This window comes from Saccharibacillus sp. O23 (assembly GCF_002205895.1).
Classification (GTDB): Bacteria; Bacillota; Bacilli; order Paenibacillales; family Paenibacillaceae; genus Saccharibacillus.
The window spans coordinates 94,758-115,883 of the sequence record NZ_NJDE01000008.1 but is presented as its reverse complement, the minus strand read 5'-3'; the positions used below and the strand labels follow the sequence as shown (position 1 = coordinate 115,883).

Here is a 21,126-nt window from a genome sequence, read left to right as displayed (position 1 = left end):
CAAGCAAGAGGGGAATCGAACATGTACACCATTCTGATCGTGGAAGACGATCCCAAGATCGCGGAGCTGCTCCGCGGCGATATCGAGAAATACGGGTACCGGGCCCGGGTGGCCCGGGATTTCGAGCGCGTGACGGAAGAGTTCCGGGAATCCGGCGCGCAGATGGTTCTGCTGGACGTCAATCTGCCGAAATACGACGGATTCTATTGGTGCAGGCAGATTCGCGCCGAATCGGTATGCCCGATCTTGTTCATCTCGGCGCGCGACGGGCAGATGGATCAGATCATGGCGCTGGAGAACGGAGCCGACGATTATATCACCAAGCCTTTTCATTACGAAGTCGTCTTGGCCAAAGTCCGCAGCCATCTGCGGCGGGCCTACGGCGAATATGCCGCGGGACCGGAAGAGAAACGGATCGAAGCGGCGGGCTTGACGCTGTATCCGGAGCGTTACGCGCTGGTCTGCGGCGAGCGTTACGCCGAATTGAGCCGCAAAGAAGCGCTGCTGATCGAAGCGCTGATGCGCCGGCAAGGCCGGGTCGTCAGCCGCGACCGGCTGCTCGGGATCATGTGGGAAGACCATCATTTTATCGACGACAATACGCTGAACGTGTACGTGACCCGGATGCGCAAAAAGCTCAAGGAACTCGAAGCGGACGCGGGAATCGAAGTCGTGCGGGGAGCGGGATACGTGCTGATCGGAGCGGAAGAAGCGGACGCCGGAGATCGGCCGTGAAGCTGTTCTGGCGGGACCAACTGCCGCTGCTGCTGTTCTTCGCCCTGCAGGCGCTCTTGATCCCGCTGCTGTATTGGATGAGCGGCGAAGGCCGTCCGCCGGCGATCATGCTGTACGGCGTTCTGCTGAGCTCGGCGGTGCTCGGCGCTTACCTGCTCTATCGGTACGTCTCGCTGCGCCGGATGTATCGGCGTCTGACCCGTCCGAGCGTGCCGCGCAGCGAACGTCTGGAGACGCTCGGCGAAGCGCCGCTGGCCGAAGCCGTCGCGGGGCTGATCGCCGTCTACGACCGCGAATACGAAGAAGAACTGGCGGAGCGCCGCAGCAGGGCGGAGCGGCAGTCGACTTTTATCGGACGCTGGGTGCATCAGATGAAGACGCCGCTGTCGGTGCTGCAATTGTCCGCGCGCGAGATCGAAGACGAAGATCTGGCGGACAGCCTGCACGAAGAATTGGATCGGCTCCGGCAGGGGTTGGAGATGGTGATCTACACGTCGAGGCTGGAACGGTTCGAGCAGGATTTCGCCGTCGAACGCGCGAGATTGGTTCTGCCGGTGCGCGAAGCGCTGGCCGAACATCGCCGATTGTTCATCAAGCGCCGCGTCTCGCCCCGTATCGAGATCGGCGAGAACGACGAAGTGTATACCGACGCCAAATGGCTGCGTTTTATTCTGGGACAGATTCTGACCAATTCCGTCAATTATACGGAAGGCGAAGGCAAACAGGTCTTGATTCGCGCGTTTCGCCGGGGACCGCATCTGGCGCTCGAGATCCGCGACGAAGGCATCGGGATCGCCCGCGAAGATTTGAACCGCGTGTTCAATCCGTATTTCACGGGGCAAAGAGGCCGGCAGTACAAAGAATCGACCGGCATGGGACTGTATCTGGTAAGCGAGGTCTGCCGGCATCTCGGCCACGGCGTCGAATTGGAATCCGAACCGGGCGTCGGCACGACGATCCGCATCGTATTCCGCGAAGCGGGACCATCGGGGACGGAGACCGATCGCCGCGAACCGAACGCCGCCTTAACGAAGATGTAAGATGGCGTTAAGAAGAATCGATGGTCGCTCTGCCGGACGTTCGTTAGACTGGGAATCGTAAAGGAAGGAGAGAAAACGATGAACATTCTGGAAGCTCGCAACCTCAACAAGGTCTATCCGGGCAAAGTGTCGACCCAGGCGCTGACCGACATTCATCTGACGATCGCGGAAGGCGAATTCGTCGGCGTGATGGGACCGTCCGGCAGCGGCAAAACGACGCTGCTCAACATGGTCTCCACGATCGATACGCCGAGTTCCGGCACGGTGAAGATCGGCGGGCAGGACCCGTACGCCATGAGCCGCAACGAATTGGCGAAATTCCGGCGCAAAGAGCTGGGCTTCGTCTTTCAAGATTTCAACCTGCTCGATACGCTGACGGTGGCGGAAAATATCGTGCTGCCGCTGACGCTGGACGGCGTGAAACTCAAAGAGATGGACGAGCGGCTGCACCGGATCGCGAACCGGCTCGGCATCTCGGAGATTCTCGGCAGCCGTACCTACGAGATCTCCGGCGGACAGCGGCAGCGCACGGCGATCGCCCGGGCGGTCATCGCGGAGCCGTCGATCCTGCTGGCCGACGAACCGACGGGCGCGCTCGATTCCAACGCGTCGCGGATCGTGATGGAGTCGATGGAGAGCCTGAACGAGCAGGAGAAGACCACGATCATGCTGGTCACGCACGATCCGCAGGCGGCCAGCTACTGCCACCGCATCGTGTTTATCAAAGACGGCCGTTTGGCCGCCGAGATCCATCGGGGAGAAAGCCGTCAGGCCTTTTTCCAGAAGATCATCGATACGCTATCTTTCTGGGGAGGCAACGCGCATGAACTTTCCTCGATTCGCGTATAACAACGTCAAACGCAACGCGCGGGCTTATTTCGCTTATTTTCTGAGCAGCGCGTTCATGGTCATGATCTTCTTCTCGTTCGCGGTCTTCATCTATCATCCGATGATCGTCGCTTCGGAGATGCACCAGATGACCAAAGCGGGCATGATCGCGGCGGAATACGTGATTTTCGTGTTCGCCTTCTTCTTCGTGCTCTATTCGATCAGCGTCTTTCTGAAGTCGCGGAACAAAGAGTTCGGCCTGCTGCTGATGCTGGGCGCCAAGCCTTCGCAGCTCAACCGTCTGGTCTTTCTGGAAAATATCCTGATCGGCACCGGAGCGATCGCGAGCGGAATCGGGCTGGGCATGCTGCTCTCCAAGCTGTTCCTGCTGCTCGCTGCGCGGATCACGGAAACGCCCGAGCTGCCGTTCTATTGGCCGTGGAAAGCGATGCTGCTGACCGCCTGCGCTTTCGTCGCGTTGTTCTTGGTCATCTCGGCGATGACGCTGCTGTTCGTGCGCAAACGCAACGTGCTGGAACTGCTGCAAGGCAGCGCCAAGCCGAAGACGGAACCCAAAGCTTCGATCGGGTTCGTCCTGCTCGGCATCGCTCTGCTCGCGACCGGATATATCGCTTTGCGGGTCGGCGCGCTGGACGCTCCGATGCTGTTTTTGGCGGCCGGTACGGGCATCGCGGGCACGTATTTTTTCTACTCGCAGCTCTCGGTATTGTTCATGCGGCTGCTCAAGCGGAACCGTTCGTTCGTCTGGAAAAAAACCAATCTGCTGTGGATCTCGGAGTTGGCGTACAAGATCAAAGACAACGCGCGCGTGCTGTTCTTGATTACCGTGGTCACTTCGGTCGCTTCGATGAGCGCGGGCTTCGTGCTGTCGATCGATCGGGAGACGAGGTCGCTGTACACCGACAATCCGTATGCGCTGACGCTGTCCGCGAACAAAGAAGCCGGACTGTCGGCCGATCAAGCCCGGGTCGAAGCCATATTGAAACGCGAAGACGTGAGTTACGAATCCGAACGGCTTCGAATGGTCTCGATCGGAGTCGGCACGCAGCAGGAGGGCTCCAGCGCCTATCTGCTGCCGGCTTCCGACTACGCCCGCATCTTTGCCGCATGGGAACTTCCGGCGCCCGGTCCGGAACCGGGCGGACAGGAACAGACTTTGCTTGTGTACGATGACAAAAGAATGGATCGTCCGCTTGCGAAGACCGGAGAAACGCTGACCGTCGCGGGAACCGGAGCGAAGCTGACCGTGCGCGAAGTTGCGCAAAGCCGCGTGTTCGCGTCTTTGCAGTTGGGTTCGATGCTGGTGGTGCCGGATCGCGTTTACGAGGAGGCGGCCGAACAGGTACGCCGCGGCGCTGCGGGAGGGATGCAGAGAGAGAACCTTTTCTATCAGGTCCCTGCTTGGAACGGCATCGCGCCGAGATACGACAGCGAAGAAGCCAGAGTCGGGGCGGAACTGGCAAAGCTGAATCCAAAAGCCGAAGGCGAAGAACGCTTGTACGGTTACCTGAGCATCCGAGCGAACGATTACGCGTCTTACAAACAATTCATGTCGATGCTGATCTTTATCGGTTCGTTCGTCGGCTTGATGTTCTCCCTGTCTTCGGCCAGTTTCCTGTACTTCAAACTGCATGCCGAGCTGTCCCGCGATTCGCAGATGTACCGGTCTTTGTCCAAAACGGGCTTGAGCATCGGCGAGATGAAGAAATCGGCCACGCTTCAGATCGCGCTGCTGTTCTTCCTGCCGATCGCCGTATCCGCCATACAGACATTCGTCGTGCTCGGCCCGATCTTGGCGGTGCTGCATATCGTGGATATCACCGAGCCGGTACTGCTGACGACGGCGGCGTTCCTGATCGCGCAGCTCTGTTATTTCTTCCTCGTGCGCGGACGGTACGTGAGCCGGCTTAAAAGAGTGATGGTGTGATGACGGTGTGAAGCGCCGAAGCCGTCCCGACCCGATCGCGGCGGCTTTATGCTTTCTTTAGATTCTTCTTCTAAGCTTGAAAGGCGAGCAAGAATTTCAAGCCGACGGGAGAGTATGGACAATGGGAAAAAGAACGGTAACGATCCAAAAGCGCAGCGGAAGAATAAGCACGGAGAAGCGGGGCGGAGAACGTAAATCTTTCGGCTTCGCCCGCATCGCGGTTCTGCCGCTGGCCGCGGCGCTGCTGTCGGGTGCCGCCGTTTCGCCGACGTACGCGGAATCGGCAGGAACGTCCGGAATCGATGCGGCCGCGGCGGCGAAGATGTTGAAAGACGCCGCGCAGGCGCAGGAGATCCGCAAGGCGGCGAAGCCGCAGCAGGCGGAGTGGATGCGGGCCAACATGCATGCGCTGGATCAAGACGGAGAGAAAAAGGCGGACTTCGGATTTTTGAAACCGATTCTCGGCGATAAGCGCGTTGTCGCGTTGGGCGAAAACTTTCATCAGATCGGCGATTACAGCCGTATCAAGATCGAGCTGATCAAGTTCATGCACGAAAAGCTCGGCTACGACGTGATCGCGTTCGAGAGCGGGATGGGCGAAGCCGCGGCGGCTTGGGCGTTCCGGGACGATCTGGACGCGAAAACGATGATGCAGGGATCGATCTTCGGCGTCTGGCATTCGGAAGAGACGTTAGAGCTGTTCGAATATATCCGGGAACAGGCGAAGACCGATCATCCGCTGATTCTGACGGGTTACGATATGCAGTTCGGTTCGGCTTTGTCTTCGCAGCTCGTCGCGGGTCTGCTGCAAGCCGCGGACCGGGAGAAAGCCCAAACGTTCATGCAAAGCGACTTGGAAGCCATGACTGAACTGTATGCGGCGGCGGGCAGCGGAGAAGGCGAGCCGAACGACAAGACCCAAGCGGCTCTGGCTGACGTCGAGAAAAAGTACGCGCCGCTGTACGAAGCGGCTTCGGCGTTGTTGAAACGCAAAGAGGCGGCCGTTCGGGCGTCGGTGCCGGGACAACCCGAGCTGTACGATATCGCGCAGCGGACGCTGAGCGACCGGATCGCTTTTATGCGCATGATGCGGATGGGCGTCCAAGAAAGTTACGAGTACCGGGACCGCCTGATGGCGGAGAACGCCGAATGGCTGATGAACGACGTCTATCCCGGCAAAAAGATGATCTTGTGGGCGCACAACGATCATCTGGCGAAAAAAGGCTCGGCCATGTCCCTGCTGGAGAACGGAAAATGGATCGCCGGCTTTAAAGACATGGGCGAGCTTCTGCACGAACGTCTGGGCGACGATCTCTACGTCGTCGGGTTGTACGCGAATCGGGGGTCCGGCTTGGAGATCGGCTCGGACCGGCCGTTCTCGTTCGGACCGATGCCCGAAGACAGCTTGGAGAACTTGCTGAGCTTGGGCGGATACGGCCGGGCGTTTATCGATCTCGACGCGGCGCCTGCGTCTTCGCCTTACGGAGCGTGGATCGACAAGCCGATCTCCGCGGGCGAAGACGGACTGACTTCGACGTTCGTCTCGCCGATGAATATTCGTTTCGTGCCTCGCGAGCAGTACGACGGGCTGATCTTCGCCGACGAGGTGTCCGCGCCGACGCGTTTGAAACCTTAGACGCTTCGCCATACTTCAGCCCTGTTCGTTCCGCGTTTGCGGGTACAAAATAAAGAAACATCAACCGCAAGGCGCGAACGGAGGAACAAGCATGAAAAAGAAAGCGACAACCGGAACAAGCCGAAACGGAGCAGGCGAAAGCAGGATCGTGCTGCCGCCGATCGCCGATCTGACCGAAACGCTCGCAGGCTGGCAGACCGTATCGGCCGCGCTCGGTTACGACGGCAAAGCCTATGTCCTGCTGATCGAATCGGTGCCCGAACGCGAACAAGGGATGTTCCCGCAGACCGAACTTAAGAACCGCATCGCCTATAAAGCGCTGATCGTCGATCCGGTCGTTCCGACGCCGTACGACCAGCCGGAAAATCCGTCCGATCAAGTTTTGGGCGAAAAGGTTCGGATCGAAGAGATCGCGATCGAAGGCGAGAGTTTCCATTACCATTTCCTTCAGCCGCTCGGCGACGAGCTGCTGCTGGTCGGAAGCCGCAGCCGTTATTACGGTCGCGATCATTATGACCTCAACGCCGCCGTATTCGGCCGCGACGGTTCGGTTCGGCGGCGTTTTCTGGTCGGCGACGGGATTCAGAACGTGCAGACGACGGCCGGCGGCCTGATCTGGACCAGCTTTTTCGACGAAGGCGTATTCGGCAACAACGGTTGGGGCAGGCCGGTCGGCGAGAGCGGTCTGATCGCTTGGGACGCCGAAGGCATCCGCGTATTCACCAACAGCGAAGCGAACATTGCCGACTGTTACGCTTTGAACGTCGTTTCGGACGAGGAAGTCTGGTTCTATTATTACACGGACTTTAAGCTGTGCCGTTTGTCCGGTCCCGCCGCTCTGCCTTCCGTCTCGTTTCTCGATCCGAAGATCGCCGGTTCGTCGATCTTCGCCACCGACGGCCGCCGCTTCTTGATGGACAACGGTTATCAGGATCGCGGTCGATACGTGCTGCTGCGGACCGACGATCGGGGAGGTCTGGCGCAAGACCGGATGATCATGCCGATCCGCGAAGAAGGCGAGTTCGGCGCAGGACTGCGCGATGCCCGAGGCGATACGCTGCTGCTGTTCGAAGGCGGCAAGCTGTATCGGACGACGCTGAGCGAGTTGGCGGAAGCGGAATAAAGCGGCGAATGAAACGATGAAATGACTGAATGAAACGACGCGATCGAACGATCGAAAGCCATAAATCTATCGATCGGGCAGCACAACATGTCGGCGTTTGTCCGTCTCGTTCGATCGCTGCTTTGAAGCCGGTACGTTCGTGCGCGAATCCGCGTACGACCTACCGGCTTCACGCGTTTGTGCAAGAAAGGTCCCCCAAATGTGCATTGTTTCTCTTCCCGAGGAAAGCTAGAATGAGAAACATACAATGAGAATGATAATCAATTGGGGGAACACGAAATGAATCACGGAAATGCGATCAAGTTCAAATTCGGCGCGATGGCGCTCGTCTTGGCTGCCGGAACGGCTTTGGCAGGCTGCGGAGCAAACGGCGATAACCCGAGCGCGACCGCGGATTCCGCGACGGCTTCGACAGGACAGCAAGAAGCCTCCGCTTCGAGTGCGCAATCTGCGGCAGATACCGGCAAGCAGGGACCGGACAACGGCGGCGAGACTCGGGTGGTCAAAGGCGAATTCGGCGACGTGACGATTCCGGCTCATCCCGAGCGTCCGGCCGGTATTTATCTGGAAGATTATATGGTCGCGCTCGGCGTCACGCCGATCGTGCAGTGGTACCATCCGAATTGGGGCATTCAGGATTATCTCAAGTTGGACGTGCCGCAGTTCGATATTTCCGGCAGTCCGGAAGCGATGCTGGCGCAGCAGCCGGATCTGATCATGCTGGACGGCGGCATGGATCAAGCGGCGTACGAGACGTATTCGAAGATCGCGCCGACTTACCGTTTGCCGCAGTCCGTGCTGGAAGATCCGAGAAAAGTTCTGCTTGCGGTCGCCGACGCGCTGGGCATTCCGGACAAAGGCCAAGAAGTGCTGGCGAATTACGATCGGACCATTGCCGAAGATAAAGCCAAACTCGAAAAAGCCGTCGGAGGCGAGACGGTTGCCGTGCTGCGGTTGAACGGCGGAGACAAAACGATGGCGCTGTTCGGCGAAAAAAACAATTATACCGGCATGATCTACAGCCAACTCGGGTTGACGCCTCATCCGTTGGTGAGCGGGATGAACGATTATCAAGAGATCATCTCCGAAGAAGGATTGGCCGATCTGGATGCGGACCATATCTTCATCTTCCCTGCCCGAGGCGATTGGGATTCGGCCGAAAACAAAGAAGCCGAGAAACTGCTGGATCGTCCGATCTGGAAATCGCTCAAAGCGGTCAAAAGCGGTCATGTCTACGTAGTCGAGCGTTCGTATTGGCAGTCGGGCGGGATTCAAGCCAATCTGCTGAAATTCGCGGACATCATGAAGCACTTGGCTCCGTAAGGCGAATCCGCCGCGATGACGAAGAATAGGATCAGACTATGACCGGACGCGAATCCGCCGCAGCGCCGAACGCGACCGCACGCGATTCGGGCCGGCTGGGTTCGGAGCCGGTTCGGGTACGACTCCGGTCAGGCTCGATTCGGCTCGAGCAGGAAAAGACGGAACCGGGAAATGATCCGGCTTGCTCCGCAAGCGGACGCGTCTTGAAAAGAACGATTCGCGAACGACCTCGACCTCCGCGGGAAGCGGAAGGCGAGGTCTTTTTTACGTTCATCGTAAACATCAACGGGTTAAGCGGGTTTTCGAGGAGGCGTGTTTTTGCCTGCTTTTTCTTTGGTTCGATCGCTAACGGAACGTCATTCTGTTAAAAGCTCCTTTTGTTCGCTGTCGTGCCGCTAACGGAACACAGACTCTTTAGCCGCACCAAACAAGGCTGAAAGCTTGCAAAAAACAGCTTTTTATCCGTCTAAGCGTCCGCTCGTTCCGTTAGAATCTTGATAAGGCGGATTATCCATTCTAAGCGTCGCCTCGTTCCGTTAGAGCGGAGAGGTCGATGAAAAGCGGTCGAGGTCCTATCCTTAGTTCAGGGATTCGAATCAAACCGCAGCAAGTCTCGATTGCCTAAACCGAAGCAAGAGCGTATACTAACGCCAGATTATATTGAGAATGGTTATCAATAGAAAGGCGGTCCGATCAGTGGAATTCAAGCCTCATACTTATATATTGACCGATATCCGTTATGAAGAGATTCGGTCCGAAGCGAATGCTGACAGCGGCGAGACAAGGCAGGAAAAAGAAACGCCGATCGAGGTTGAAGGGCAGAAGGAGGGACGGCAGGTTTCTGCTATAGCGGATGCCGAAGACGAAGCTGGCGCGACGTCATCGATTGAAGCACGGAAGGCCGAACAGCGGATTCCTGCTTTAGCGGATGTCGAAGACGAAGCCGGTACGGCGCCGTCGATTCAAGAACAGAGCCGAGCGGATAGGCCGGAGCAAGGCGCGCCGGAACTTTGGATCGTGACCGGCGGAAGCGGCACGATCGAGTTCGCCGGAGATTCTTGGCGGCTGGAACGCGGCCGCCTGCTCGTAGGGCCGCTCGGCGGGAAGCGGCCCTGTGTCGGCGGCGAGGCGGGGCCGCCGGAAGCCGCCGAGCCGCTGGCGCTCTATCGGCTCGGCTTCCGCGCGGCGGACGCTCTGGGCGCGCCGCTCGGCGGGGAAGCGGCGCTGCCGTTCGTCGGCGTGGCGGACTGCGCGCCCTTCTCTTTCTGCGCGGAGCGGGCGCAGAAGCTGTACGAGAGCCGCGCGGAGACGGGCGCGGCGGCTTCGCTGGAACGGCAGATCGCGTTCCAGGAACTGCTGCTGGCGGCTCTGCGCCGGCGGGAAGAGCAGGCGCGAAGCGCCGCGAACCTGCGGGAGAACGGACGCGACGCCGTACGGCGCTCGATCGAGCGCATCCGGCGCGAGTACCGCGAGCCGCTGACCGTGGAGGCGTTGGCCGCTTCGGCGGGGATCGGCCGCTGGGCCTATACCCGCTTGTTCAAAGAATTGACGGGCCGTCTGCCTCTGGACTTCCTGAACGAAGTGCGGATCGGGCAGGCCAAAGCCCTGCTGCTGAATACCGAAGACCGGCTGGGCGAGATCGCCCAGCGCGCCGGCTTCAGCAGCGAATATTACTTCGGCCGCCGCTTCAAGCGCGAGACCGGGCTGTCGCCCGGTCAATACCGGCGGCTGCGCCGCCCGGAAGTGCGCGTCTTCGCGCCGTACCTCGAAGACGCCCTGCTCGCGATCGGCATCGTGCCGATCGCCCAATACAGCCACCGCGCCTGGGGCGTGCAGGGGTACCTGCCGCTCGGCGAGGTGCCCGCGTTCGATATCGCGGACGGTTCGCGCGAAGATCTCTCGCGCCTTAAGCCCGAACTGATGCTGTTCGACGACGGCTTCGAACGCTGGAGCCTTGACCGCCTGTCCGGCATCGCGCCCCGCCTGCTGCTGGAGCAGCCGGGCGAAGCCTGGGCGGACAAGCTGCGCGGCACGGCCGCGCTGTTCGGCCGCGAAGCGGCAGCCGAAGAAGCGCTTCGCCGCTACGGCGAAGAGACGCGCGAAGCCCGCGCGTCTCTGGCCGCGGTTCCCGGCGGCTCTGCTGCGCGCGGCCGCGTGGCGTGCCTGCGGATCACGGCCCGCCGGATCATGCTCTACGCGGAGCGGTCCGGCTACACAGGTCCGGTGCTGTACGGCGAGCTCGGCTTGCAGGCGCCGCCGCTGCTGCGGCGCATCCCCGAAGGGCAGCGGCAGCGGCTGCTGCGGCCCGAAGACCTGCCGATGCTGGAAGCGGACCATCTGTTTGTCGTGTTCGACAAATGCGAGAATCGGCTTCCCGGCGAAGAACGCCGCCTGCTGGAGCATCCCGGGTGGCTGGCTCTGCCCGCCGTTCGGGCCGGACGGGTGTACGAGACCGATTTTTTCGCTTGGATGAATTATGGGGTACTGGCGCACGGACGCAAAGTGCGCGACGTGATGAACGCGCTTCGGTAAAGGCCGAAAAGACGCCGTCTTGTTCCGATGCGGCATGCCGCATGCTGAATAAGAGCAATTATCCCTTTATTTCGCCGTAACAAACGCGATTAATCGAGTTAAATACAAAAATCCGCTTAATTTCTCCGAAAACGCGACTTTTGCGCAGACGCAGGAGAATTAAGCGGATTTTTGCTCTTATCCGGAAAAATCACGTCAGAAGCAGAAGATTAAGCGGATTTTCGGCTTTATTTCGATCGGCCCTGGGCAGTCCGATCGGGTGCGGCGTTCTCGGACCGCCGGTTCTGCTGCCGATGGATGCAGCGTTCTCGATCCGGCGACGCCATCGCCGGTCAGCGCTGGGATCACAATCTGTTTTTTCGGCCACGGCCAGTCGAATTAGCGTTCTCGATCCGCTCTTTCGGCAGCCGAAAATCAGCCCGGCGATCTCGAACCGTTCTCGCAGTTTCCAATAATTGGCGCGGAGGTCTCGCGCCGCTCTCTTAAGTGAATCGCCAGCAGTCGACGCGATCGCTTCGCGCTTCTTCCGCAACAGCCGCGCCGATACTGATCCGCTTCCGCGGCTCTTTCGCTGCCTCGCCGCCTACTCCCGCTTCTCCCCGAACTTCACCGACACTTCGATATCCCGGTCGTAATTGCCGAAGCCCCGGCCGAACAGGCTGACGCCGCCCGGATGGTCCGCGTCCGGCAGGCTTTCGATCCGCAGCGGGATCTCGCGTCCCGCCGAGATCGCAAGATCCGACGCCGTCACGTCCGACAGCTTGAGGCCGTCCATGAACGTGCCGTCCTCGCGCACCGACAGCGTCTTCAGCAGCCCGTATTGGCTGCTCTGTTCGCTCCACCATTCGGGCGTATGCAGCCCGCGCGTGCCGCCGAAATTGCCCGGGCACGTCCAAGTGCCCACGCTAATCCCGCCGATCCGGAACGAGATGTCCGACGGCCAATTCGGGTTGTAGCCGGGCGCTTCCGAGCCCAGCTCCAGCGTGACCGAGATCTCGCGCGCGGTCTGCGCGCCGACCAGATAATTCGGAATCCGGTACTCGACGTAACCGGAGCCGAACCACAGATGACGCGCTCCCACATGGTCGGGATCGGCGAAATACCGCGGATCGTCCATCATGCCGATCAGCCGTTTTTCCGACGTCAGACCGCAGGTCGGCTTGACGTCATGGGCGGCGTACTGCCCGACCGGAAGCGAGACGGAGTAGGCGCTGCGTTCTTCTTCGGACGGACTCGGACGGAAATTCAGCACGAGATTGTCCACGGCGAGGCGGCAGACTTTGCGGCGTCCGCGCGTGCCCGTGACGCTTTCGGATTCCAGCAGTCCCGCGCTTTCCATTTTCTGCACGTGTTTGGTGACGATCGCGGACGACAGCGCCAGCTCTTCGGCCAGCTCGCCCACGCTCATTGGTTTTTCGCCGAGCAGCTCGACGATCCGCACCCTCGTTTCGGAAGCGAAACATTCGAGCAGCGGCATGTTTTTCAGCGTAACCGGTATATTCATCGTTTTCTCCCCGTGATCAAGTTAATTCAATTATATAACCCATAAGTTAATTAATCAACTTATAGTTGACTTGAATAAGATCATCCGGCATACTGGGCTCGAAGGTTGTAAGCGTTATTTTTGTAACTGAAAAGTTAACGAAAAGGGAGCGATGAGCATGGGCACAACGCAGGAAACGCAGCAAACGGAAAACCGAAAGAGCAGCGCGCAGGAAACGATGGGCAGCGCGGACATGTACAGAGTCGAACATCCGAGACCGCAATTTTACCGCGAGGCTTGGGTCAATCTGAACGGAGAATGGGAGTTTGCGTTCGACGACGAGCACGCCGGGGAGGCAGAAAGCTGGTCGCAGGGGAAACGGTCTTTCGCGCAGAAGATTCAGGTTCCGTTCGCTTACCAGAGCAAACTCAGCGGCATCGGAGACCCGGATTTCCACGATAACGTCTGGTACCGCCGGATGTTCGAAGTGCCGGAATCGTTCGCGGGCAAAAGAGTGCTGCTGCATTTCGGCGCGGTCGATTACGAAGCCAAAGTCTGGGTAAACGGCGTGTTCGTCGCGCGCCACGAAGGCGGACATACCCCGTTCAAAGCGGACGTTACGCATGCGCTGAACACGGACGGCACGCCGAACGCGCTGGTCGTGCAGGCGATCGACGAGAGCCGCAATCTGGAACTTCCGCGCGGCAAACAGTATTGGAAAAAGGATTCGGCCAGCATTTTCTATACGCGCACCACGGGCATCTGGCAGACGGTCTGGATGGAAGCCGTAGCGCCGACTTATCTGGAGAAGGTCAAGATCACGCCGGACATGGACAACAAATGCGTGGAGATCGTGCCGTACGTCGCGAATCTGCGAAGCGGTACCGATCTTAAGCTGCGCGTGTCCGTCTCGTTCCGGGGAGAGCCGGTGACGGAGCAGACCTATACGGTGGCGAGCCGCGCGACGCGCCATACGATCGGGCTGCATAATTTCAATTTCCACGAACGCGAGACTTGGTGGTCGCCGGAGAATCCGAGTTTGTACGAGATTTCGTTCGCCCTGATCCAAGACGGCGAAGAGACCGATCGCGCGGACAGCTATTTCGGCATGCGCAAGATCTCGATCGACGGCGGCAAACTGTGTCTCAACAACGCCCCGTACAAGATGAAACTGGTGCTGGACCAAGGCTATTTTCCGGACGGCAACCTGACTCCGCCGAGCGACGAAGATATCCGCCGAGACGTCGAGCTGACGAAGGAAATGGGCTTCAACGGCGCGCGCAAACACCAGAAGCTCGAAGATCCGCGCTATCTCTATTGGTGCGACCGATTGGGACTGCTCGTATGGAGCGAAGCCGCCAACGCTTATATGTACTCGGACGAATACGTCGAACGTTTCAACCGGGAATGGATCGAATCGATCGACCGCGATTATAACCACCCGTCGATCGTCGTGTGGGTGCCGCTGAACGAAAGTTGGGGCGTGCCGGATCTGGCTCGGGACCGGACTCAGCAGCATCACGCCGAAGCGCTGGTCCATCTCACCAAATCGCTGGATCCCATGCGCCCGGTGATCTCGAACGACGGTTGGGAGCACACGGTAAGCGACCTGATCACGATCCACGACTACGAATGGCAGCGAGAAGTGCTCGAAGAACGGTACGACGATCCGGACAAAGCGCTCAGCCTGATCCCCGGCGGCCATCCGATCCTCGCTTACGGCTATTCGTATCACGGCGAGCCGATTCTGGTGACCGAGTTCGGCGGCATCGCCTACAAAAAAAGCGACTGGGAAGGCTGGGGTTACTCCGGCGCGTCCGACGACGACGATTTCGAGCGCCGATTGCGGGACGTGATCGATCCGCTGCTGCGAGCCGATCTGGTACAAGGTTACTGCTATACGCAGTTGACCGACGTCGAACAAGAGATCAACGGCCTGCTCACGTACGACCGCGTGCCGAAGATTCCGCTGGAGATCATTCGCAAGATCAACGAAGCAAACTGAGCCGCTGCGGCAAAACGTTCAGGTTTGCGCGAAAAAGCTGCCGAAAATGAACCCTCGTCAGCGCGGGATGCCCGATTCGAAAAAGGGCTCTCGCGCTGACGGGGGTTTTTGTCGTTCAAATTCAAACTATCGGTCGTCCGCCCGTGTTAACATGGTAAAGAGAAGCCGCCAAGAAGCGAACGCAAGTTCAATCGGGGCGGCTCGAAGAATACGGAGGACGGAGAGGATACGATGAACGAGCTTCGGGAAGAACGGCTGGAAGCGGCGATCCGCTTAGGGCAAGAAGGACGCGGCGAAGAAGCCCGAGCCGCTCTGGTAGAACTGCTGGCGGAATCGGGCGAGTCGGCGAAACTGATGTACGAATTGGCTTCGGCCCATGATCGGCTCGGCTTGGAGCGCGAAGCGGTGCCTTATTACGAGCGGAGCCTGGAACTCGGACTGAGCGAGCCGGATCGTCCGGAAGCGCTGCTCGGACTCGGCAGCACGTACCGCGTGCTCGGCGAATACGAACAGGCGGAGCGCGTGCTTCGCGAAGCGGTCGCCGAATACCCGGAACACGCGGAACTGCGGGTCTTTCTGGCGATGGCGCTTCACAACCGGGGGCGGCATGCGGAAGCGATGAAACTGCTGCTCGAAGAAATCGCGGATCATTCCGCCCATGAAGGGGTACAGAGTTATCAAAGGGCGATTCGTTTCTACGCGGATCGGCTGGACGAAGTCTGGAAATGACAGGACAAGCGGAAAAGGATGAGGTGAGGCCGATGGCTACGCGAAAAAAACCGCATAAGACCGAGCAATCCGCGCCGGAACGGCAGCAGCTCCCGATATCGGCCGCGCGGCCCGATCCGAGAGGCGTTCCGGTAGAAAACGAGATCGTCAGCCCGCCGCCGAATCCCGAGCTTTCGAAAGGACAAGCGTTGGCGGAAATTCTGGCTTCGGCTTCGGGGTGGAACGATCCGGTTCCCGAATCCCGGCGAACCGAGCGGAGCGAAGAGGCGGACGGCGCGCGAACAGGCGCAAGCCGCTCGGGCGTTCGCGGGCAGGAAACGGAGACTGCCGATGCGGCTTCGGAGAAAGATCGGACGAAGCCAACGAAGAAGTCGCAGCCGGCGGAAGAGCGCGGGGCTCCCGTACCGGAGGCGGCAGCCGAAGTGCCCGAAGCGTCGGAGCATCCCGACCGGAAGATCATCAGCCGCAACGCGGCGCATGACCGGGAAGAGATCCGCGAAGAAGATCTGTCGGAATTGACGATCGCGCGGTTCAAAGAGAAGCTGCAAAGCGGGCGCTGGACGTGCTTGCAGTTGACGCAAGCTTATATCCGCCGCATCAAGCAGTTGGACGGCCGGGTAAACGCCGTGTTGGAGCTTAATCCGGACGCGGAAGCGCTGGCGAAGCAGCTCGACGACAACTTCGATGAATTGGGCGGACTGCCGCTCTACGGCGTGCCGATTCTGCTCAAAGACAATATCGATACGGGCGACCGGATGGTTACGGCGGCCGGTTCGCTGGCGCTTCGGGAACGCCGGGCCTCGGAAGACGCTTTCGCGGTCGCGAAGCTGCGCGAGGCCGGCGCCATTCTGCTCGGCAAGGTCAATATGACGGAATGGGCCAATTACATGTCTTGGGACATGCCGTCGGGCTACAGTTCGCGCGGCGGGCAGACCTTGAATCCGTACGGCGATTATCCGGTCGGCGGGTCCAGCAGCGGGAGCGCCGCCGCCGTGGCGGCGAACTTCGCGCTCGGCGCGATCGGCTCGGAGACGTCGGGTTCGATCGTCGATCCGGCCGCGGCCTGTTCCGTCGTCGGCATCAAGCCGACGGTCGGCCTGATCAGCCGCAGCGGCGTCATCCCGCTGTCGCTGACGCAGGACACGCTGGGTCCGATCGCGCGCACGGTGCTCGACGCCGCGCTGATCTTGGAAGCGATGGCGTTCGGCGACGAGGCGGCCGACTGTTCGCAGCCGCAGCGGCCCGTCTCGTTCCTGCCGGGCCGCGACGATCTGCCGGTTCCGCTGAAGGTCGGCGTCGTCAAGGCCGCGGCGGAAGAATTGGACGCCGAGACGTCCGCCGTGTTCGAGCAAGCGCTGGGCGGGCTGGAAGCCGCAGGCATCCGAGTGCGGCGAGGCCTTGAACTGCCGCCTTATGCGGACGAATGGGACGGCACGGTGCTGCGGCGCGAGTTCAAGACGGCGATCGACGCTTTTTTCGCCGCGCAGCCCGAAGGAACGGCACCCGCCGACCTCGGCGAACTGATCGCGGTCAATCGCGAGAATGAAGCGTCCAATCTGCGTTACGGCCAACAGCTGCTCGAAGAAGCGGAGCAGAGCGGCGGAAGTCTGGAAGACGAAGAATATTTGACGAGCCGCGAGCGCGGCGTCCGGCGAATGGGCGCGGAAGGCACCGATCGGGCATTGACCGAGTACGACGTGCATGCGCTGGTCTTCCCGGGATCTTCCGGCGCGGATCTGGCCGCGCGCGTCGGTTATCCGCTGCTCTCGGTGCCGGCCGGCTATACGGAATCCGGCCGTCCGGTCGGTCTGCTGCTGTCCGGCGCGGCCATGTCCGACGCGCTGCTGATCGAGATCGCTTACCGTTTCGAGCGGGCGCATCGCGCGCGGAAGTCTCCGGAAACGTTCGGACGGCTCTCGCCGACCGACGCCGGCGAACGTTCCTGAACCCGGCGAACGTCGCCGGACTCCTAACGTCCGGACGGCGGAACGCCGCGCGGCGGCAGGAAATGCCGCTCGAAGCGGCGAAGCTTACTTTCAAGGTACGAGCCTTACCGGATAAGCGGCCGAACGCGCCGCGCGAAGACAAGGGTTGACAAGGGGAGGGACAACGATGGAGAGAGAGCAAAAGACCGCGATGCGGGAAACAACGCCGGAGATCTCGACGGAGCGTCTGACGATCCGGCATTTCGAACAGGACGAATGGCCCTTGTTGTTGGCTTATTTGCAGGACGACGGCGTAGCGGATGCGTTTCCCGAAGGGATCTATACGGAGCAGCGTCTGCGCGAGATGGCGGCCGACCGCGATCTCTACGCTTTGATTGCCGCGGAAGACGGCCGGCTGATCGGACATGCCGCTCTGAATCCAGGCGCGCATCCGGCCGGCGCGGCGTTCTCGTTGGGCGTCGTTTCTTCCGGCCGACGGCTCGGTTACGGCGAAGAAGCGGCTCGCGCGCTGCTGCGCCATGCTTTCGCCGGACTTATGCTCCATCGGGTGACGGTCTCCTGCCCGCCGGAGAACTTGGCGCTGCGCGCGCTGCTGGAAAAGTTGGGCATGAGGATGGAAGCGTTCTTCCGCCGCAGCGTGCTCACGATCGACGGCGAATGGCGCGACGAATGCGTCTATGCGCTGTTGGCGGACGAATGGCGCGTGCAGGAGAGCCTGTTGGAACTGCGCGAATCGAGCGCTGCAAACGTTTCGGGGATCGAAGCGGCGATCGGTTCCGGCGAGGCGGATCAAGCCGCGCCGGACGAAGACGTTATCGCCGAAGAGGCCGCGCTTCAAGGATCGACCGCCGATTCGGGCGAAGACCTTCCCGATCGGCTTGCCGGGTCTGCGCATGCCGAGCCGGAAGAAGAAGGCTTCGTCGCAAGCGAATTCCCGGATACTGCGGAACCGGAACCCGCGGACGAATCGCAAGCGCCGGGATACGCGGACGGCGGACGCGCGGAAACCGCGCAGTCCGAAGAAGTGACGCAGGCCGAAGAAGCGGCCGAGGGGACGGATCGGGACGCGCTCGACGATATCGCGGCTCTGGCGATCGCGGGAGCGGCGCTTGCGGACACCGCCGAGACGACAGCTTCGGCAGGCGTAACGACGCCGGACTTCGGAATGCCGAACGATCTTGCGGAGCAAGCCGCTTCGGAAAGGCAAGACGAGGATCAGATCGACACGTCGGCCGAAAAGTCCGAAGAGATCGAAGAGCTTGAAGAAGTCCGAGAAGCCGAAACAAGCGAAGAGACCGAAGAGATTCGAGCGGCCGAAGCCGCCGCCGCGTTCGCCGAAACCGAAGAAGCCGCCGAAGCGTTCGCGAATGCCGAGATCGGCGAAACGGCCGGTGCCGACCTGCCGCCGTTCGTCGAAGCCGTCGAACCGGCGGATCTTCCGGAAGCGGACATCGCCGCTCCGGTCGTGCTGCCGGCGGACCCGGATATTCCGCAGGTCACGCTCGCGCTGGGCGAAGCGGGCGGAGGACGGCCGTTCGCGCCGATCCTGCCGCTGTCGCTCTCGCCGTCCGCGCCGCGAAGCGAAGAGATTTCGGCTTCGGCCGAACCGGAGCTGCCGGGCGATCTGATCGAGCAGCGCATCGACGGCGTGCCGTTCGTGCTGCGCCGTCCGCACGATTTCAACTGGCTGGCGCCGTTCGGACAGGTCTTCCGCGTATGGGACCGGCAGGATTCCGGCAATCTGGCTTTCGGTCTGACGATCGAAGACCAGAAGGTCTTCATCAAATATGCGGGAGCGTTCACGGCCGACTACGACGGCCATCCGGTCGACGCCGTTCGCAGGCTGCGCGAAGCCGCTGGCGTCTACGAAGTGCTGCGCCATCCCGCGCTTGTGCGGGTGCTCGATCATTTCGAGACGACGGACGGCTACGCGGTCTTGTACGAATGGGCCGAAGGCAAGCTGCTGCGTCCCGGCGCGGAGTCGGGCGCGGCCGACGCGGTCATCTCGCGTTTCCGGCGGCTGCCGGTCGAGGAGCGCCTGGAAGCGATGGACACGATCCTCGATTTCCACGCCTACGTCGAAGCGTTGAATTACGTGGCGATCGACTTTTACGACGGCAGCCTGATCTACGACTTCGAAGCCAAACGGATGACGATCTGCGATATCGACTTCTATCGTCCGAAGCCGTACGCGAACGATATGGGACGGATGTGGGGGTCTTCGCGGTTCATGTCGCCGGAAGAACACGAATTCGGCGCGACGATCGATTCGCGCACGAACGTGTACGCGATGGGCGCGATGGCGTTCCATCTGCTCGGCGGCGAACGGGATCGTTCGCGCGACTTATGGGAAGCCGGCAACGAACGGTACGAGATCGCGCTGCGCGCCGTCTCGCCCGAACGCGCGCAGCGTTGGGAGTCGGTCGACGCCATGCTCGAAGCTTGGCGGTCCGCCAGATAGGTTCGCGGGCGGTTTTGCCGGATATACGGAGCACGCAAAAAGACGCCGCATCAGAAGATGCGGCGTCTCCGATTGCCCGGGGAGTTTGTAGAGCCGCCGGGCATGGCGGATCGATTCCGGCGCTTGTTTTTCGGGTATCCTTTTAAACGAGAGCGATAGGCCGCATGTTACGCGTGCCCGACCGAATGTCCGGCGGCAGCCATATCGTCGGCGACCTGTCCGATCGTGGTCGAACGCAGATGCTCGTCCATCTTGCGCTCCGATTCGCGCATGACCGCGTCGATCAGGCAGCCGGGACCGTTGGACTCGCAGCCTTTGAACAGCGGGGTGGTGCCTTCGATCGCCTGAATGATGTCGAGAAACGAGATGTCGTACTTATCGAGACGCAGACAATAGCCGCCCTGCGCGCCGGAGTAAGAATCGATCAAACCGGCTTTGGCGAGTTTGGTCAGGATCTTGGACAGGTAAGTCGGAGAGACATGCTGCCGGGCCGCCAGATCCTGCACGCCTACTTTAAGTCCCGCAGGGCGCATCGCCAGATCGAGCATCGTGTGCAGCGCGTAATTCGTGCCTTTGGAATAATTCATCGCTAACCATCCTTATCGAAAAATATCGCCCGCCGAGCCGCGAACGACGATTCGCTTCGGCCGGTGTTGTAGATTCCTTTCATTGTCGCAAGGCTTGAGGGCGGCGTCAATGTTCATCTCGCGCAGTTTCGGCAGAATCTGCCGCAAGAACGCGATTCGGTCGGTATGGCGAATTCCATGTCCGGCAAGATTGAATACGGAGGCTTTTTATGATGAATATCAGCTATCGCACCGACCTGAACGGAATTCAAGAGTCCGATTTTGCCGAAGGATTTTTCGAAGGCTGGCCGAATCCTCCGAGCTACGCGACTTTCCTGCGCATGCTGCGCGGTTCCGCGCATGTGGTTCTGGCCGTCGACGAAGACAGCGGCGAAGTCGTCGGCTTCATCAACGCGCTGTCCGACGGCGTCTTGAGCGCTTATATTCCGCTGCTGGAAGTCGTCTCGATGTATCAAGGCAACGGCGTCGGACAGGAATTGATCCGCCGCATGTTGGAAATTTTGGACGGTCATTATATGGTCGATCTGCTGTGCGACGCGGAGCTGGAAGGATTCTACAACAAGATCGGCATGCGTCCGGCCGGCGGAATGATTCTTAGGAATTATCGGAATCAGTCCGGCATGCTATGATCGTTGCAGCCGAGCCGCCGGCCCGCGTCGGCGTTTATGCGAAGCTGTACGCCCGCCCGTTCGAATAACGGCCGGGATCGGAGCGTCGGCGCCGTGGCTGATCCGAACTTATAACACGGCA

General features: G+C 60.4%; 15 protein-coding genes and 1 pseudogene. 14 read left to right on the top strand and 2 right to left on the bottom strand.

The features are described 5' to 3' along the window. Positions 1 to 21: 21 nt before the first annotated feature. The 8 genes from CDO73_RS10905 to CDO73_RS10870 all read left to right on the top strand — a co-directional run bounded on the left by CDO73_RS10905 (position 22) and on the right by CDO73_RS10870 (position 11,165). Entirely contained in the window at positions 22 to 735 is a 714-nt protein-coding gene (locus CDO73_RS10905) for a response regulator transcription factor (protein WP_088488566.1), read from the top strand. After that, complete coding sequence (locus tag CDO73_RS10900) at positions 732 to 1,775, top strand: sensor histidine kinase (RefSeq protein ID WP_088488565.1); 1,044 nt, start codon at positions 732 to 734, stop codon at positions 1,773 to 1,775. The genes CDO73_RS10905 and CDO73_RS10900 overlap by 4 nt, the downstream gene beginning before the upstream one ends. A gap of 78 nt (positions 1,776 to 1,853) precedes the next feature. Then, complete coding sequence (locus CDO73_RS10895) at positions 1,854 to 2,624, top strand: ABC transporter ATP-binding protein (protein ID WP_088488564.1); 771 nt, start codon at positions 1,854 to 1,856, stop codon at positions 2,622 to 2,624. Further along, on the top strand, positions 2,599 to 4,551 hold the full coding sequence (locus tag CDO73_RS10890; RefSeq protein ID WP_088488563.1) for an FtsX-like permease family protein: 1,953 nt from the start codon (positions 2,599 to 2,601) through the stop codon (positions 4,549 to 4,551). Before CDO73_RS10895 ends, CDO73_RS10890 begins: the two co-directional genes overlap by 26 nt. Before the next feature lie 121 nt (positions 4,552 to 4,672). Continuing rightward, positions 4,673 to 6,187, top strand: coding sequence for an erythromycin esterase family protein (locus tag CDO73_RS10885; protein ID WP_088488562.1), 1,515 nt, complete (start codon positions 4,673 to 4,675; stop codon positions 6,185 to 6,187). 91 nt (positions 6,188 to 6,278) lie between these two features. Further along, the gene (locus CDO73_RS10880; protein WP_256972652.1) at positions 6,279 to 7,310 is read left to right on the top strand and encodes a hypothetical protein; all 1,032 of its coding nucleotides are present in this window, start codon (positions 6,279 to 6,281) and stop codon (positions 7,308 to 7,310) included. Positions 7,311 to 7,589: 279 nt separating this feature from the next. Beyond that, the gene (locus CDO73_RS10875) at positions 7,590 to 8,633 is read left to right on the top strand and encodes an ABC transporter substrate-binding protein (protein ID WP_088488561.1); all 1,044 of its coding nucleotides are present in this window, start codon (positions 7,590 to 7,592) and stop codon (positions 8,631 to 8,633) included. 696 nt (positions 8,634 to 9,329) lie between these two features. Then, complete coding sequence (locus tag CDO73_RS10870; RefSeq protein ID WP_179218667.1) at positions 9,330 to 11,165, top strand: helix-turn-helix domain-containing protein; 1,836 nt, start codon at positions 9,330 to 9,332, stop codon at positions 11,163 to 11,165. A 583-nt stretch (positions 11,166 to 11,748) separates the two neighbouring features. On the opposite strand, the gene CDO73_RS10860 is transcribed toward CDO73_RS10870, so the two are convergent. Continuing rightward, entirely contained in the window at positions 11,749 to 12,669 is a 921-nt protein-coding gene (locus tag CDO73_RS10860; protein ID WP_088488558.1) for an ArsR/SmtB family transcription factor, read from the bottom strand. Between the two features lie 217 nt (positions 12,670 to 12,886). On the opposite strand from CDO73_RS10860, the gene CDO73_RS10855 reads away from it, so the two are divergent. From CDO73_RS10855 to CDO73_RS27195, 5 genes and pseudogenes are all read left to right on the top strand, one after another. After that, the gene (locus CDO73_RS10855) at positions 12,887 to 14,653 is read left to right on the top strand and encodes a glycoside hydrolase family 2 protein (protein ID WP_088488739.1); all 1,767 of its coding nucleotides are present in this window, start codon (positions 12,887 to 12,889) and stop codon (positions 14,651 to 14,653) included. Between the two features lie 231 nt (positions 14,654 to 14,884). Then, entirely contained in the window at positions 14,885 to 15,382 is a 498-nt protein-coding gene (locus CDO73_RS10850) for a tetratricopeptide repeat protein (protein WP_088488557.1), read from the top strand. A 32-nt stretch (positions 15,383 to 15,414) separates the two neighbouring features. Beyond that, positions 15,415 to 17,328, top strand: a complete 1,914-nt coding sequence (locus CDO73_RS10845) for an amidase family protein (RefSeq protein ID WP_088488556.1) — start codon at positions 15,415 to 15,417, stop codon at positions 17,326 to 17,328. A 166-nt stretch (positions 17,329 to 17,494) separates the two neighbouring features. Beyond that, positions 17,495 to 17,929: pseudogene (locus CDO73_RS27200) on the top strand (GNAT family N-acetyltransferase); the annotation flags it as partial. Between the two features lie 1,011 nt (positions 17,930 to 18,940). Continuing rightward, the gene (locus CDO73_RS27195; RefSeq protein WP_256972666.1) at positions 18,941 to 19,789 is read left to right on the top strand and encodes a protein kinase family protein; all 849 of its coding nucleotides are present in this window, start codon (positions 18,941 to 18,943) and stop codon (positions 19,787 to 19,789) included. A 167-nt stretch (positions 19,790 to 19,956) separates the two neighbouring features. On the opposite strand, the gene CDO73_RS10835 is transcribed toward CDO73_RS27195, so the two are convergent. Further along, entirely contained in the window at positions 19,957 to 20,376 is a 420-nt protein-coding gene (locus CDO73_RS10835; RefSeq protein WP_088488554.1) for an RrF2 family transcriptional regulator, read from the bottom strand. A gap of 212 nt (positions 20,377 to 20,588) precedes the next feature. Here CDO73_RS10835 and CDO73_RS10830 point away from each other — a divergent pair, with 212 nt between their 5' ends. Then, positions 20,589 to 21,005, top strand: a complete 417-nt coding sequence (locus tag CDO73_RS10830; RefSeq protein ID WP_088488738.1) for a GNAT family N-acetyltransferase — start codon at positions 20,589 to 20,591, stop codon at positions 21,003 to 21,005. Positions 21,006 to 21,126 lie beyond the last annotated feature (121 nt).